15 protein-coding genes are annotated in these 14,612 nt (G+C 39.8%); 5 read left to right on the forward strand and 10 right to left on the reverse strand.

Annotated elements, in window-relative coordinates:
- Nucleotides 1-170: 170 nt before the first annotated feature.
- Together FJR09_RS17645 and FJR09_RS17650 are read right to left on the reverse strand one after the other, a co-directional pair.
- Nucleotides 171-1,016, reverse strand: a complete 846-nt coding sequence (locus FJR09_RS17645) for a Uma2 family endonuclease (RefSeq protein WP_015083367.1) — start codon at nucleotides 1,014-1,016, stop codon at nucleotides 171-173.
- Nucleotides 1,017-1,147: 131 nt separating this feature from the next.
- Nucleotides 1,148-2,143 (reverse strand): DnaJ C-terminal domain-containing protein, encoded by a 996-nt coding sequence (locus FJR09_RS17650; protein ID WP_015083366.1) that lies wholly within the window; start codon nucleotides 2,141-2,143, stop codon nucleotides 1,148-1,150.
- 413 nt (nucleotides 2,144-2,556) lie between these two features.
- Here FJR09_RS17650 and FJR09_RS25950 point away from each other — a divergent pair, with 413 nt between their 5' ends.
- Entirely contained in the window at nucleotides 2,557-2,688 is a 132-nt protein-coding gene (locus tag FJR09_RS25950) for a hypothetical protein (RefSeq protein WP_256370270.1), read from the forward strand.
- Here FJR09_RS25950 and dnaK read toward each other — a convergent pair.
- Complete coding sequence (gene dnaK / locus FJR09_RS17660; protein ID WP_168653613.1) at nucleotides 2,683-4,743, reverse strand: molecular chaperone DnaK; 2,061 nt, start codon at nucleotides 4,741-4,743, stop codon at nucleotides 2,683-2,685. The genes FJR09_RS25950 and dnaK overlap by 6 nt on opposite strands.
- A gap of 265 nt (nucleotides 4,744-5,008) precedes the next feature.
- Here dnaK and FJR09_RS17665 point away from each other — a divergent pair, with 265 nt between their 5' ends.
- From FJR09_RS17665 to FJR09_RS17675, 3 genes are read left to right on the forward strand one after another with little or no spacing between them, the layout of a single operon-like run.
- The gene (locus FJR09_RS17665; RefSeq protein WP_168653612.1) at nucleotides 5,009-5,857 is read left to right on the forward strand and encodes a M28 family peptidase; all 849 of its coding nucleotides are present in this window, start codon (nucleotides 5,009-5,011) and stop codon (nucleotides 5,855-5,857) included.
- A 29-nt stretch (nucleotides 5,858-5,886) separates the two neighbouring features.
- Entirely contained in the window at nucleotides 5,887-6,201 is a 315-nt protein-coding gene (locus tag FJR09_RS17670; protein WP_168653611.1) for a hypothetical protein, read from the forward strand.
- Nucleotides 6,176-6,568, forward strand: a complete 393-nt coding sequence (locus tag FJR09_RS17675; protein ID WP_168653610.1) for a DUF6516 family protein — start codon at nucleotides 6,176-6,178, stop codon at nucleotides 6,566-6,568. The genes FJR09_RS17670 and FJR09_RS17675 overlap by 26 nt, the downstream gene beginning before the upstream one ends.
- Before the next feature lie 88 nt (nucleotides 6,569-6,656).
- Here the strand turns inward: FJR09_RS17675 and FJR09_RS17680 are convergent, their stop codons facing one another.
- The 7 genes from FJR09_RS17680 to FJR09_RS17710 form a co-directional block, all read right to left on the reverse strand.
- Entirely contained in the window at nucleotides 6,657-7,424 is a 768-nt protein-coding gene (locus tag FJR09_RS17680) for a hypothetical protein (protein WP_168653609.1), read from the reverse strand.
- Nucleotides 7,425-7,555: 131 nt separating this feature from the next.
- A complete protein-coding gene (locus FJR09_RS17685; RefSeq protein ID WP_168653608.1) occupies nucleotides 7,556-7,744 on the reverse strand; it encodes a type II toxin-antitoxin system HicB family antitoxin in 189 nt (62 codons plus the stop codon).
- Nucleotides 7,745-7,957: 213 nt separating this feature from the next.
- Nucleotides 7,958-8,653, reverse strand: a complete 696-nt coding sequence (gene fabG / locus FJR09_RS17690; RefSeq protein ID WP_168653607.1) for a 3-oxoacyl-ACP reductase FabG — start codon at nucleotides 8,651-8,653, stop codon at nucleotides 7,958-7,960.
- 177 nt (nucleotides 8,654-8,830) lie between these two features.
- On the reverse strand, nucleotides 8,831-9,148 hold the full coding sequence (gene trxA, locus FJR09_RS17695; protein ID WP_015083360.1) for a thioredoxin: 318 nt from the start codon (nucleotides 9,146-9,148) through the stop codon (nucleotides 8,831-8,833).
- A gap of 142 nt (nucleotides 9,149-9,290) precedes the next feature.
- On the reverse strand, nucleotides 9,291-10,586 hold the full coding sequence (locus tag FJR09_RS17700; RefSeq protein WP_168653606.1) for a dihydrolipoamide acetyltransferase family protein: 1,296 nt from the start codon (nucleotides 10,584-10,586) through the stop codon (nucleotides 9,291-9,293).
- A gap of 407 nt (nucleotides 10,587-10,993) precedes the next feature.
- Nucleotides 10,994-11,443, reverse strand: a complete 450-nt coding sequence (locus FJR09_RS17705) for a YlqD family protein (protein ID WP_015083358.1) — start codon at nucleotides 11,441-11,443, stop codon at nucleotides 10,994-10,996.
- A gap of 184 nt (nucleotides 11,444-11,627) precedes the next feature.
- Nucleotides 11,628-13,592 (reverse strand): long-chain fatty acid--CoA ligase, encoded by a 1,965-nt coding sequence (locus tag FJR09_RS17710; protein WP_168653605.1) that lies wholly within the window; start codon nucleotides 13,590-13,592, stop codon nucleotides 11,628-11,630.
- A 339-nt stretch (nucleotides 13,593-13,931) separates the two neighbouring features.
- Between FJR09_RS17710 and FJR09_RS17715 the strand changes: the two genes are divergently transcribed.
- A complete protein-coding gene (locus FJR09_RS17715; protein ID WP_168653604.1) occupies nucleotides 13,932-14,168 on the forward strand; it encodes a hypothetical protein in 237 nt (78 codons plus the stop codon).
- Nucleotides 14,169-14,612: the final 444 nt, after the last annotated feature.

The following is a 14,612-nucleotide window of genomic DNA, read 5'->3' on the forward strand; positions in this document are numbered from 1 at the left end:
GGTAGCTATAGCAGAAATAGCCACAAAACATCAGCAATTCTCATTTTGGAAATTTTGTGCGACCTATTAAAAATATTTCTCAATAACTTTCTCTAAAAAGCCTATTCTCTTGTTTAAGTTTTTCCAACTGAGATGGGTTTCAGTTCAAAATGAGAATTGCTGTCCTAATTTCATAAAATGTCGGGGTCAATATTCAATTCTCTGAGTTTGGCAGCTAAACGTTCTGCACGTTGGGTTGCTTCCTCTGCGATTTGGGTTTGTTGTTCTGCACGTTGAGCCTGTTGTTCTGCGAGTTGGGCTTTTTGTTCTGCGAGTTGGGTTTGTTGTTCTGCACGCTGGGTTTGTTGTTCTGCGAGTTTGGTTGCTTCTTCTGTGAGTTGGGCTTGTTGTTCTGCACGTTGGGTTGCTTGTACTCCATATTCTTCTGGTGTTAGCATTAACTGTCCTTCTGGCAGAAAATAACGCAATTTACCGTCATGGACACCCAAATATAAATTTAGCTGCTGACTCCATAATAAACCTTGAGGATTAGGTTCTATGGGTTGATATGTTCCACCAAACAAGATAAAACCAGCAAATTCTAAATTTTGCGGATTAAACCAGAAATATTCAGGTGTGCGGAAAATATCTTGATAAATTTGTTTTTTTAACCCTTTATCAGTGGAAGCAGTGGAGGGAGAAAGCAATTCTATAATTAAGTTAGGATATTTACCACCTTCCTCCCAGACTACCCAACTATTTCGCTCGCGGTTTTCTGTATCCAGCACTAGGAAAAAATCTGGACCACGAAAATCTTTAGTTTTAATTTGCCGAGGACTATAATAAACAGTCATGTTCCCAGCAACAAAATAATTATTAATTTTATTTATATCTCGCCACCACCAATTGAGACATTGGATTAGTAGTAGCATTTGTTGTAGATGTAAAGATGATTCCAAAGGTGGTTCGTCACTTTCTAGATTACTTGGTGGAAATATTACATCTAAACCGGGTTCAATATTTTGGCTGACGGTCATAGCTGCAAGTTAGTGGAGGATCTATTTTCATGGTAACAGATCCAGGAATCTAAAATTCTCTACCCACTCTGCATCTGAGCCATCTGTGGAGAAATTAATTTCTCTTGTTGCTTCTGTAGTTTGTTTTATTGTTAAATTAAATCAGCGCGAGGTTTAAAGGTTTCTATTTCTCGTAATTTTTCATAAAGTTCTCGTTCTTGAGGACTAATATTTTTGGGAGTTACTATCTGAATTTCCACTAATTGATCACCACGTTGACCAGTTTCGCCAGGGTAGCCTTTATTACCAAGACGGAATCTTTGCCCAGACCTGACACCAGCAGGAATGGTCATTTTCACTGGACCATCAAGGGTAGGTGCTTCGACTTGTCCGCCTAAAGTTGCTTCACTGGGAGTCACAGGTACTTGACAGAAGATATTAATGCCTTCTAACTTAAACAAAGGATGAGGATCAACGGTAATTTTTAAGTATAAATCACCACCACTAATTCCCTGATTTCGTAAGCGGATAGTTTGCCCTGTTACCATAGCTGGGGGCATAGTCACTTCGAGAGAACGTCCATCTTCTAAACGGATTCTTTCGTTACCACCTTGATAAGCTTTTTCTAAAGGTAAGGTTAATCTAGCTTCGATATCCCGACGGGTGGCACGGGGTGGCGGGGTATTAACTGTATATGAAACTTTGGTTCTGGGACTGCGAAAGGGGTCGCTAGTGCTGGTACTTCCCGGACTACTTTTGGGATCTTTGCGATTGCTGACACCAATTACTTGATTAACAAAACTTTCAAAATCGTTAAATTGGCTGGGGTCTACTTCTTGACTAGAACGAGCGTTAGCGCGGTTATCCCAACCTTTTGGCTTGGGAGTTTGTTTATTGCCAGCAAAGCCGTTTTGTTGCCAATAGCGGCTAAATTGGTCATATTGCGATCGCCTGCTAGAATCAGAAAGGATTTCATAAGCCTCACCAATGGTTTTAAATTTCTCCTCAGCTTCCTTATTCCCAGGATTAAGGTCAGGGTGATATTGTCTAGCTAAACGCCGATAAACCTTCTTGATTTCTTCACTGGTGGCATCTTTAGAAACCCCTAAAATTTCGTAATAATCCCGAAAGTTCTGCAAATTTTGCATAATCTGTTAAATGTTAGTTGTCAGTAGGGGCGAAGCATTTGGAAGATAAATTATCGGTCATTGCCAAAAATAGTTCTCCAAATGCTTCGCCCGTACAGTGGTCAGTTGTCAGTTGAAGCATTTGGAAGATAAATTATCGGTCATTGCCAAAAGTAGTTCTCCAAATGCTTCGCCCGTACAGTGGTCAGTTGTCAGTTGAAGCATTTGGAAGATAAATTATCGGTCATTGCCAAAAGTAGTTCTCCAAATGCTTCGCCCGTACAGTGGTCAGTTGTCAGTTGAAGCATTTGGAAGATAAATTATCGGTCATTGCCAAAAATAGTTCTCCAAATGCTTCGCCCGTACAGTTGTCAGTTGTTAGTAGGGGCATTTAGAAGATAAATTATCGGTCATTGCCAAAAATAGTTCTCCAAATGCTTCGCCCGTACAGTGGTCAGTTCTCAGTTGCGCTTCTACTTATGACTGACCCTGCAAATCAAATATTGGGAAAGATTTTTGAATGTAGATCAAATATAGTTAATCTAAAATCTAAAATCGAATTATAACCAATCATCGTCATCATCCCAGTTATCCTGATAGCTAGGGCGTTTGCTGCGAGTGGGACGACTTTCATAATTAGGAGAACGATTTTGATTTTCCCTGCCATAGTCCCTGTTAACACCTCGGTTAGATGAATCTCGTTGGCGATAGTTATCTCTGTAAACATCCCTTGGCGGTTCTTTTTCTTTTTCACCCACAAAGATTTCCCGGATAGCACCAAATAAATCTTCATCTTCATCCTCAGCATAATACTGACGGACCTCTCTATTCAGTTCATACAGAGCATCTTGTAAATCAGCATAAGCCTGATCAATACCGCGATCTTCGTCAGCTTGTAAACTTTCTCGTAAATTCCGGCAAATATTATCAATGCGTTGACGACGGTTGCGGGCAAATTGCATTCCCATTTCCAAAGCTACTTCTCGCAGTTGTCGTTCTGCTTGTAATATTAACGCTTCGGCGCGGGTCCGTTTTTCAACTCGTTCCTTCCTTTCTCTATCAACATTGGCGTATTTTTGAGCATCCTGAATCATGCGGTTAACTTCTGACTCACTTAAAGTAGAAGCGTCTTGAATAGTAATGCTTTGTTCTCTGCCAGTAGTTCGATCTAGGGCTGTTACCTGGAGAATCCCATTAGCATCAATATCAAAAGATACTTGCACTTGGGGAATGCCTCTGGGTGCGGGAGGAATGCCATAGAGTTTAAACCGTCCTAATGATTTGTTATCTGTGGCCATGTCCCTTTCACCTTGGACAATATTGATTTCTACGCTATTTTGGTTATTTTCAGAAGTAGAAAAGATGTCAGAACGACGGACTGGGATAGTTGTATTGCGGGGGATGAGTTTTTTCATGACACCACCGATGGTTTCTAAGCCCATAGATAGGGGTGTAACATCTAAGAGGAGAACATCTTTAAGTTCCCCAGCGAGAATACTGCCCTGAATAGCTGCACCCACAGCGACGACTTCATCAGGATTGACGTTTTCGTTGGGTTCAATGCCAATTAAATCTTGAACTAGCTGTTTCACCATGGGCATTCTCGTAGAACCACCAACTAATACGACTTCTTCAATATCTACAGGAGAAACTCCGGCATCTTTTAACGCCCGCTTAACTGGTGTTCTGATTCTACCCAGTAAGTCTACACATAAACCTTCAAATTGCGATCGCGTCAGCCGAGTTTCTAGGTGTTTTGGACCGTCCTCCGTGGCGGTAATGAAGGGTAAATTAATATCGGTGACACTAACCGCCGAAAGTTCAATTTTCGCCTTTTCTGCGGCTTCCATTAACCGTTGCAAAGCTTGGCGATCGCGTCTTAAATCTACACCTTCTGCTTCTAAAAACTGTTCCGCTAACCAATCAACTACTTTTCGATCAAAATCATTACCACCGAGTTGAGTATCTCCACTGGTAGATTTAACCTCAAATACGCCATCACCCACATCTAGTAGAGACACATCAAAAGTTCCCCCACCCAAATCAAACACAAGAATAGTTTCTGTATAACCTCGATCTAATCCGTAAGCTAAAGATGCGGCTGTGGGTTCGTTGAGAATCCGTAAAACATCTAAACCCGCAATTCTGCCCGCGTCACGGGTAGCTTGGCGTTGGGAATCATTAAAATAAGCCGGAACAGTAATCACAGCCCCGGTAACAGGTTCACCCAGGTAACGACTAGCATCATCAGCTAATTTTTTCAGCACCATAGCCGAAATTTCTTCTGGGGAAAATTCCTTATTTAGCCGGGGACAGGCAACTTTAATATTACCAATTTCATCTTTGCGAATAGTGTAAGGAACACGCTTAGAATCTGGGTTTAATTCCCCATACTTGCGCCCAATGAAGCGTTTTACCGCAAAAAAGGTATTTTGAGGATTAAGGACGGTTTGCCGTCTGGCCATTTGCCCCACAACCCTTTCGCCTTCCTTACTAAAGCCAACTACGGAGGGGGTTGTTCGCATTCCTTCTGCATTGGCAATCACCACCGGCTTGCCACCCTCCATGACGGCGACTACTGAGTTGGTTGTACCCAAGTCGATGCCAACTACCTTGCCCATGCGTTACTCGTCTCCTGTTGCGTGTTTTGTAAATTTATAATGATATAATAATACTGCTTTTAGCTTGGTGCTAAATCAGGTCAACAATCCAATAATATAATAGTCATCATTAAATCAGGAATTAGAGGCATTTTAGCAACAGCAGTGCTACTTGCTAAACTAGGATAGCATTTTCAGTCAGTTGTCAGTTGTCAGTGGTCAGTTGAAAAGGTGAATATTCATTTTTACTCTTACTCTTGTCCATTACATATTATTTTTATCCACTTTGAATTTAAAACAGCGGTTAGAAACCCATCTTCAGGAAGTAGCCAGAGAACGCAATCCCTATATGGACAGTGCGGGGCATTTTTTTGTTCAAGAATACATTCGCCAGCAATTGGGACAATGGGGAAGTGTGGAAATCCACACCTTTAAAGTCAGAGGTAAAAGCTGTAAAAACCTAATTTTAAATTTACCCGCTGCTGTCAAAAACCAAAAGGCAGATTTACCACCAATTTTAATTGGCGCTCACTATGATGGTGTATTAGGAACTGTTGGGGCTGATGATAATGCAACGGGTGTGGCGGTTTTATTAGAATTTGCCAGGAGTTTCGCCGAAAAACCCGCTAGATATCCTTTGCGGTTGGTGGCTTTTGATATGGAAGAATATGGGTTGTTGGGTAGTGCTGATTATGCAGCTTTGTTGCGCGAACAAAAGCAACCTCTTCGCTTGATGATATCTTTGGAAATGTTGGGATATCGGGATTCTACTCCTGGTTCTCAAAAATACCCTTTTCCTCTGGGATTATTTTACCCAAATCGCGGTGATTTTATTGCTCTAATTGGCAATTTGCGGACTTTGGGTGATTTAATTAGTTTAAGTGGTAATATGAAACAATCCAGTATAAATAGTCAATGGCTACCCGTACCAAATCGCGGTTTATTCGTTCCCCAAACTCGCTTAAGTGATCATTCACCTTTTTGGGATGAAGGTTATCCCGCAATCATGGTGACGGATACGGCATTTATGCGAAATCCCCATTATCACAAACCTAGTGATACTATTGCCACTTTGGATTTAGATTTTCTTACAGGTGTCTGTGAGGGTTTGGAACAGGGTATTAGGGGGTTTTAAATGTTAGTAATTTATTGGAGGTAAATTTGATGTTACAAATACAAATTAAATCTGATTCTCCAGACATTGAAAGCGAAAAAAACCTAGTTCAATCAGCTATTGAATCGGAAATTAAAAGTTTACAGCGTTCACTAGCAAAAACTAATAAGTTGTTAAATGAATTTGAAACAAAATATCAAATCTCATCTGAGCATTTTTTCACTCATTGGACAGCGGAAGACCTGGAAGGAAGAGATGAAGAATATGTGAGTTGGGCTGGGGAGATTAAAATAAAGAATAAATTAACTAATTATTTGCAAAAGTTAGAAGCAATCGAATATGTTACTCAACAATTACCAAGCTAACATTATTTCTATTATTCAAAAATATGTACATGACGGATGGATATTATCATTTAACTTTTCCGTAGATTCCAGATCAAATTATATTGGTTTTATTCAAGGAAATCTAGAATTTATCCAAGGCAATTGCCTATTTTTTAAAGAATATGTAGATTTACAAGAATCTGTTGAAAAACTTTCCTATTCTTTTCATTATCAAGACAGTGAAAATAAATTGATATTTCGCTATGATAATGCGAAACATAAGCCCGATTTAGGTTATACCAATCATAAACATATTGAAAATAAAATTATTCCATCTCAAATTCCAGATATTGAACAGGTAATTCTAGAAATTATTAGTGATTATTTAAGTAATACAAAAGGATAAATTTTATCTGGCTAAATCCATGTGCAAAGCATATCTCTTTTATTTTGATATTTAAGGTAATACCAATCTAATGTGAAGTTGCATATAATTATGGGGCTGAAAACCTTCTTGCTTGTATAGTGGTCTTAGGTTCTTCAACCTTTGCAGAGCGAAAAGATATGTTACTTGGGCTTTCCATGCTTTCCATATTCAGTTGAACTAGTGGTAAGCCATTGAACCTTGCCCACTCAAGCTGAAGCTTCTCAAAAAGAGGTGCAAACCACTCATGCTGTTTTAAGTTTGGACTTTTCAAGAGAATTGATGGAAAAGCATTAGGAATATTTGGGACTACACATAAATGGCTCTCAGATATGATCCAAACAAAATCTACATTTTCCAAACGAGGAGATGATGGCAAAGATGAACAAAGATGTTGGCTAAGACGAGAGAGGAGTACCTCTGGTGAAAAAATTTCTATATCTTGATTTAGCACCACAAGTAAACTAATGCTTTCAATCAATTCAAAAATATATTTCGTATCAACAAACTGCTTATCAGCACTACGTAGTCCTTTTTCAACCGAACGTGTAATATCTCTATGTATACGGCGATTGATAGATTCGCCATCAGGAAGATGTTTGAGTATCTTTTGGAGATCGGTTTGACCATATATCAGAGGAAAGTCTTCACGATTTCGATGTTTATCAATCTCTTCTTCAACTTTTGATGAAGGATCTTTGACTAAACTTTTTAACTCTAAAATTAATTTTCGATCAAATAAAAGGTAATCTGCTCGCTTTTTATCTTTCTGTCTCTCTTTATACGTTTCATCTAAAAGTAGAGCGTCAATGGATTCAGCGAATGAAACGGACTTCATGAATGAGTGGAAGCGATTTTCAAGTGAAACAGACATATAGGTAAAAGAGTAAGTTTCTTAAATTCCAGATAGATGATTGTAATCACTCCGAACAGGTAGTTTTGATGCTATGATTAGACTAAAAGTTCTACTTATTTAGTTTCAACAGTCAATGGCAAGCCAATCTCTGCCCTAACCTGCAAACAAGCAGAAATTGCATCTTGAATATTCTCTAAAGCCTCTTCTTTTGTCTCTCCCTGACTAATACAACCAGGAATACTAGGACATTCAATAATCCAGACACCATCTTCATCTCGATCAATCGTGACATTGAATTTCATAGTAAGTTGTAGTTAAGTAATACCTGTATTTTAGCTTTTAAAATTTCGATTATTCAACTGAACTTGCACAGTCTCAGTCTTACATGAAAGATTACCGCAGATTCTCAGAAAAAGTCAATTGCGATCGCCTTAACTAATAATTATGGGTGATACCTGCTGAGTAACAAACAGATACCACTCTCATAACCGTTCTCTTTCTCAGTCGTGTGTACTTCACAAACTACCATAAACGGGAATTGCTGCACCACGAATATCCTTAGCTGCTTCTGAGGCTAAAAAGCAGATAACTTGGGCAATAGATTCTGGTTTAACCCATTTATCAGCGTTTTCCACACCCATAGCTGCCCTGTTGGTGGGGGTATCAATGACACTGGGGAGAATGGTATTAGCTGTAATGTTAGTATTTTTGGTTTCCTCTGCGATCGCTTTTGTTAAGGCTATCACCCCAGCTTTAGCCGCAGAATAAGCTGCCAAATTTCCCGCAGGTTCAGCCCCAGCGCGGGAACTTACAGTCACAATCCGCCCATAGCCATTTTCTAACATACTTTTGAGGCTATATTTGCAAGTCAAAAAAGTTGTATTTAAGTTTAAATCTATTTGTTGTTTCCAATCATAAAAACTGTATTCGTGAGTTTTTCCCATAGAAAAACCACCGACTAAATGAATTAATACATCTACTTTTGTCATGCGACTGATAAGTTTCTCTACTGAGGCTTCATCTTCTAAATTAGCAGGAATAAAATGAATTCTGGCAAAATCCGCAGGGGAAATAATTCCTTTGAGACGTTCTACATCTTTAGGACTACGATAAGGAATAGTTACGTCTGCACCTTGGGCTATAACTGCGGGTGTTACACCCAAACCTAGTCCCCCTGTGCCACCTGTAAGTAAAACTTGTTTGCCTTTCATAAAAAGATGCACTCCTTGGATCTTCTTTATTTAAGATAGCGCGAATTTTGTTTCGCGCAATCTCTCTTAGAGATCCCGCAGGGTAGGCACAAAGGAGCAAAGGCGCAAAGGAAGAAATACACTGAAAGTTGCTGTTATAGAGACGCGGAATTTTGCATCTCTATTTTAAAACCCTATTTAAAGTTGTGGTTGTAGATGTTGTACTAACTGTGCGGCTTGCATAACACCTTCAATTTTATCTACGGGCTTTCCTTGTTTAAATAGTACCAAGGTTGGTAAAGCGGCAATGCCATACTGACTGGCTAATTCTTTATACTTTTCTGTGTCAATCTTCACAATCCGTAATCTATCTTTCAGTTCAAGGTTGACTTTTTCTAAAATGGGTACCATCATTTGACAAGGACCACACCAGTCGGCATAAAAGTCTACTAACACGGGTACATCTGAACCAGAAAGCATTTCTTCAAAGCTGTTGAATTGTTTTTTAGTTGCCATTACACACACCAACTTTTTAATTAATCGTTTGTTTTAATGTTAGTTCTTAGAATCTGGAATTTGTATATGTTTATATTTTTTATAGATCCCCTTTTTAGATTCCCGACTTCTCTCAGAAGTCGGGAATCTGGGTATTAGTCTCTTACATTGTCAAAGATTGGGGATTCGTTTCAATCAACTTCGCTAAGTCTTGCAAGAATCCGGCAGCATCAGCGCCGTAAATAATGCGATGATCACAGGTGATTGTAACTTGCATTTGTTGACGCACACCAAATAATCCATCAGGTGTGGCAACTACTTGGGGACGTGATGCACCAATGGCTAAAATAGAACCTTGTCCGGGGGGTAAAATGGCATCAAAGGTATCTACACCAAACATTCCTAAGTTGGAAAGTGTAAAAGTACCGCTGTTATATTCTACTGGTTGTAGTTGTTTAGCTCTAGCGCGTTCTACTAAAGATTTCCAATTGCGAGATAAAGAGTAGATATCAACTGCATCTGCATTTTGTAAAACGGGTGTGATTAAACCACCATCATCCATGGCTACGGCAACAGAAACGTTAATATTAGGGTGATTGACAATTCCTTGATCTGAGTAGCTGGCATTAAGGATGGGGTGTTTTTGTAATGTTATGGCTACAGCTTTGGCTAATAGCGCGGTCATTGTCACACCTTTAGACTTAATTTGTTTGTAAAGTTTATCGAGTCCATCGGTGCTAATTGTGTAACTGACACGGAACACAGGTACAGATAAACTGGCTACCATGCCCCGAACTACTGCATTTTGTAAGGTTGTGAATGGCACTACTTGACCAGGAACGGCACTAGTAACTACTGGTGTGGCGACAGGTGCAGGTGCAGCTACGGGTACAGGTGCGGCTACGGGTGCGGGTGCGGGAGTGACAACGGGGGTAGTAACGGGTTGGACTTTACCGACTGCCACTTCTATATCTTCCGCCACAATGCGACCGTAGGGACCGCTACCTGTGAGGGTATTTAAATCTACTTTGAGTTCTTTGGCTAGTTTGCGAGCGCGGGGTGAAACTACGACTCTGCCGGGTTCATGGTTAGAACCATTTTGAGATGGGGTGGCAGGGGCGGCAATTGCGGCAACGGGTACGGGTATGGGGGCAGGTGTGGAGGGGGCAGCAGCACCGTCTGCGTTGGCTAAGGACTGGGCTGTGGCTATTTCTGCTTCTGTTTCGGCAATGTATGCGATCGCTGTGCCGACTGGGGCGGTTTCACCAGCGGGAACAATGATATGGGCAAGATATCCTTCATAGAAGGTTTCCACGTCCATATCAGCTTTATCTGATTCGACAACCACCACTGTTTCGCCTTTCTCCACTTTATCTCCAGGCGACTTGACCCAGGAGACAATTTTGCCTTCGGTCATGGTGGAACTCAGCGCTGGCATAAATACTTCGTTAATGCTCATGATATGGTGGTTTCAGAATCAATTATATATGGACTTCAATCTACGAATTTTAACAGTTTTGTGATCAAGTGGGTGATTTTTTGGAAAAATCAGATTGATGATAACTATCTGTTTTTTTGGACAAAACACAACCGATTACTTGATTGTCAGCGGTTTTGGGCAGTTGAATAGATTTTTATGAGAAGATAGTTCTTCCTTATCAATTCTATGATAACAAATTCAAAATCATTTGTCAACCCCCTCAATTATTAATTTCCCCCCCTACTAGGGTAGTGGTTAAGCGTGATAATGATTGGTGTCAACTTCATGGATGAGCTTTGATAACTGTAGAGGCAGAGCCTCTGTGATAGCATTCCCAGTCAGAGACTGGGAACGAGATATGCTAAACTTCTACTTCAGTGCTAATGTTAGATGTCTCCGCGAATTTCTTCGACAATACCATCACGGAGGACAACTTCAACCTGCATTTTACTAATCAAATTATCACCTAGTTCAATCCGGAAAAAGCTTTCCATTTGAAATTGATTAACTTCTTGATCTAATTCCAATAATTGTACTTGCTGGAGGTTTTGCAGCATTTGGTTTTTCTGCTCTAGAAGTTCACTTTTCTTTTGATTGACTTGCAGTTGAATGTTGTCAATCTGTTGGAGTGTTTGGGGTCCTGGTGGTTGCACACTCTGTTTTTGAATGGCGCTAACTGCTCTTTGTCCTTCAACGTCTAATTGTTGCAGTTGTTGGTCAACTTGATTAATTTGACCTTGTAGTTGCTGTTGTACTTCCTCTTTCCAGAGACTAGTAACTATGGCTTTGACATTAATCGGGCGTTTTAAAAGCAATTGAGGGTTGGAAACATCCATAAAAATTGTCCGTTCACTCTTAAATAGTTTGTAGTTTGGGGGAAGTCAGGAGTCAGGAGTCAGGAGTCAGGAGTCAGGAGAAAAAAAGAAAGAAAAAAAGAAGAATTTTCTTCCCATTCCCCTCTGCGGGGCTGCTTCCCTATATCTCCATTAAGTTCTGAAAGATTATCTGCGATTTAGGGAATTATTTGGCAAACATTGCGTTAATAATATCGCAATATCGGGCCATGACAACGTGACGACGGATTTTGAGCGTTTGTGTCATGAGTCCATTTTCAATTGAGAATTCTTCCTCAATGAGTTTGAACGGTCCAACACGATCATCGGCTCGGTAGCTGGGACGGTTTTGAACTTCCCGATTTAATTCCTGACGAAACAAATCCTGGACTATTTTACTCTCTAAGTCAATTTTTTGACTATTATTTTGAGTTTCTGCCCATTTTTCTAAGGCTTCTAGGTTGGGAACAATCAAAGCGCCAATACTCCGTTGATCTTGCCCTACTAACATGATTTGGTCAATATAGGGTGATCTTAAACAAGCATCTTCTATGGGCTGGGGTTCGATGTTTTCCCCATTGGTTAAAACAATGGTGTCTTTTGCTCTACCTGTTAATACTAGGTCATTTTCAGGAGTTACCCAACCTAAATCACCGCTATCAAACCAACCTTCTGTGTCTATGGCTTTGGTTGTGGCTTCGGGATTTTGATAATAGCCCTGCATGATTTGTGGCCCTTTGAGCAGGACTAAACCCCGTTCTCCCACTGGTAGAGGTTGACGAGTCTCAGGATTGACAATTTTCACTTCTGTACCGGGAATGGGTTGTCCTGAAGAACCCCGTAAATTTCGCCAAGGACGACGAGCATTAGTTACTGGTGAGGTTTCTGTTAAACCATAACCTTGTAAAATTTCCACCCCAACAATTTCAAAGAAGTTATCTATATATGCAGGTAGCGCCCCACCACCGCTAATAACGTGCTTGATGTTGCCGCCAGTAGCTTCTCGCACTTTGGTATAAACTAATTTTTCACCGAGTGCATGGAATAATAATAAACCCAATTCTGTTATTTTGGCTTGGGAACGTTCAATAAATGAAGCGTGAATGTGATTTAAACTCAATCCCTGCGAAATACGCCGCGCTTCAATATATTTCTGGCTCGTTTCTAGTAAGAACTTGACCAAACTTTGTTTTTTGGCTGGTTGTTCGCGGAATTGTTTTTGCACTCCTTCATAAATTGATTCCCATAGTCGAGGAACAGCAATCATGTAATTGGGTTTAAATTTCTTTAAATCCCCTTTCACAGAACGCAAATTAGTGTAAATTTGGGTACAACCTTGAGAAAGTAAGAAATATTCTCCACTGCGTTCATAACTATGCCATGTGGGCAGAATACTGAGGACGGTATCACCTTTTTTGGGTTGGACAACCACCCCCAAACTTTTAACTTGGTGCAGCAAATTTTTGTGAGATAGCATCACACCTTTAGGTTTTCCCGTAGTACCAGAGGTATAAATTAGGGTTGCTAAACTTTCGCTGCTTTGTTTGGTAGCTATTAAAGTGTTGTTACTACCAATATCTAATAATTGGGAAAAGTTCACCACTGGAAAATTGCGTTCTGTGGGTGGTGCTTCATCAGAAAGGAGAACTACCAGCTTAATCGGTAATTCATTTAAGCTTTCTCCTAACTTATTTAGAGTTTTGAGATCCTCAATTACTAATGCGGTACTGCCACTATGGGAAATAATATAGAGTAATTCTTCTCGTTCTGCTTGGGCGCTACGGACTGCATTTACCGCTCCAGCGGTCATTATACCTTGATCGGCAATAAACCAGCGGGGACTGTTATCAGCAATGAGGGAAACCCGTTCACCATAGGGAAGAGTGTCGCTATTGTTTATATTGATGCCTAATGTCTGTAAACCAGCCGCAAATTGTTGAATTTGCCCTGACAACTGACTATAGGTAATTTTTACTTCTGGTTTGGAGTGGGGGTTATGCAGGGCAACAATATTACCAAATTTCCTGGCAGCTAAAGTCCAAATTTCTGGGAGTGACTCCACATTTGTGTAATCTACTAAACTCTGTAAAGCCAGGCTTTCCCGCTCAGAAATGTTAGCTAAGAAAGAAGTTGCAGATTGGGTTTTTGTCATAGATGCTGATGTTAAATTTAAATTGGTGATTTTTTCAATTTAATATAACGGTATTTAATAGACATCTGGTGAAAATTAAATATGCGTGACTTACAACCCTTGTAGAGACGTTCCATGGAACGTCTCTACATTCTTTTCTGGAGATGTCTAATACGTTAAAAGCACATTGTTGATGACAAATTACTGAATTATCACCGTTCCATCTAGAAAAATCTATGCTAAACTGATTTTATATAAACTAAATACTATGGTTGAGTCTTAGGACATTGCCATATATTTTAGTTTTAGTCAAACTGTTTTCACGTAAATTTCATTTGGGGGTGATTCCCTATAGATTTGATGGATGTATTATTGCTCACCGTCATCAATGCTGGGGCTTGTTTGGCTTTGCCTAAGCTGCTATCTATGGTTTTGGTTCGTAAACCTCAACAATCTCAACCATTTGCCCTTACTCCTAATTGCAAATCCGCCAAAATGGCAATGACCAGTTTCCCATATTGTACAGCCTACGGATTAACTGGTAGTCAATCTTGTAAATTTAGTCCGAATTTTTGTTCCCAATGTTCTCCTAATTAAAGAGAATATTAGCGAATAATAGCAATCCTCAATTATTTGTGAATATATTTATTTTCTTCTCTGCGCTATTCATACAGCACTTCCTGGTGTTATGAGGTACATATCTAGCGGGCAAGATGCCCGCACTACAAGAGTTTCATGATTCAACTTTGTCCCTCATAAGAGCGGAAACCGCTGTAATTCTCGGTAAAAACATCAATTTTCACAAATCAGACAGGATTGCTATACATAACAGGGAATAGAAAAGTTGCAAGTATTTAATTTACTTATGCAAGTCAAAGACATTCAAAAATTCAAAAATGGTGTTTAGAATGCAAAATCAAGATGTAGTTATCACAGGGAGAGTTATTTATGAGTTTAATTGATGGTCTATTTTTAACAATATTGAATACGGCTATTTGTTTGGTTTTACCAAAGCTGCTATCTCTGGCTTTATCGGCAAAA

Origin of the sequence: Dolichospermum sp. UHCC 0406, assembly GCF_009712025.1 — a bacterium.
Lineage (GTDB): Bacteria > Cyanobacteriota > Cyanobacteriia > Cyanobacteriales > Nostocaceae > Dolichospermum > Dolichospermum lemmermannii.

Coding starts and splice junctions, on each gene's coding strand:
- dnaK (WP_168653613.1), bottom strand. CDS start 4,743: ATGGGCAAGGTAGTTGGCATCGACTTGGGTACAACCAACTCAGTAGTC.
- FJR09_RS17680 (WP_168653609.1), bottom strand. CDS start 7,424: ATGAAGTCCGTTTCATTCGCTGAATCCATTGACGCTCTACTTTTAGAT.
- FJR09_RS25950 (WP_256370270.1), top strand. CDS start 2,557: ATGCTTCGCCCGTACAGTGGTCAGTTCTCAGTTGCGCTTCTACTTATG.
- FJR09_RS17645 (WP_015083367.1), bottom strand. CDS start 1,016: ATGACCGTCAGCCAAAATATTGAACCCGGTTTAGATGTAATATTTCCA.
- FJR09_RS17705 (WP_015083358.1), bottom strand. CDS start 11,443: ATGGATGTTTCCAACCCTCAATTGCTTTTAAAACGCCCGATTAATGTC.
- FJR09_RS17675 (WP_168653610.1), top strand. CDS start 6,176: ATGTTACTCAACAATTACCAAGCTAACATTATTTCTATTATTCAAAAA.
- FJR09_RS17685 (WP_168653608.1), bottom strand. CDS start 7,744: ATGAAATTCAATGTCACGATTGATCGAGATGAAGATGGTGTCTGGATT.
- fabG (WP_168653607.1), bottom strand. CDS start 8,653: ATGAAAGGCAAACAAGTTTTACTTACAGGTGGCACAGGGGGACTAGGT.
- FJR09_RS17670 (WP_168653611.1), top strand. CDS start 5,887: ATGTTACAAATACAAATTAAATCTGATTCTCCAGACATTGAAAGCGAA.
- FJR09_RS17715 (WP_168653604.1), top strand. CDS start 13,932: ATGGATGTATTATTGCTCACCGTCATCAATGCTGGGGCTTGTTTGGCT.
- FJR09_RS17700 (WP_168653606.1), bottom strand. CDS start 10,586: ATGAGCATTAACGAAGTATTTATGCCAGCGCTGAGTTCCACCATGACC.
- FJR09_RS17650 (WP_015083366.1), bottom strand. CDS start 2,143: ATGCAAAATTTGCAGAACTTTCGGGATTATTACGAAATTTTAGGGGTT.
- trxA (WP_015083360.1), bottom strand. CDS start 9,148: ATGGCAACTAAAAAACAATTCAACAGCTTTGAAGAAATGCTTTCTGGT.
- FJR09_RS17710 (WP_168653605.1), bottom strand. CDS start 13,592: ATGACAAAAACCCAATCTGCAACTTCTTTCTTAGCTAACATTTCTGAG.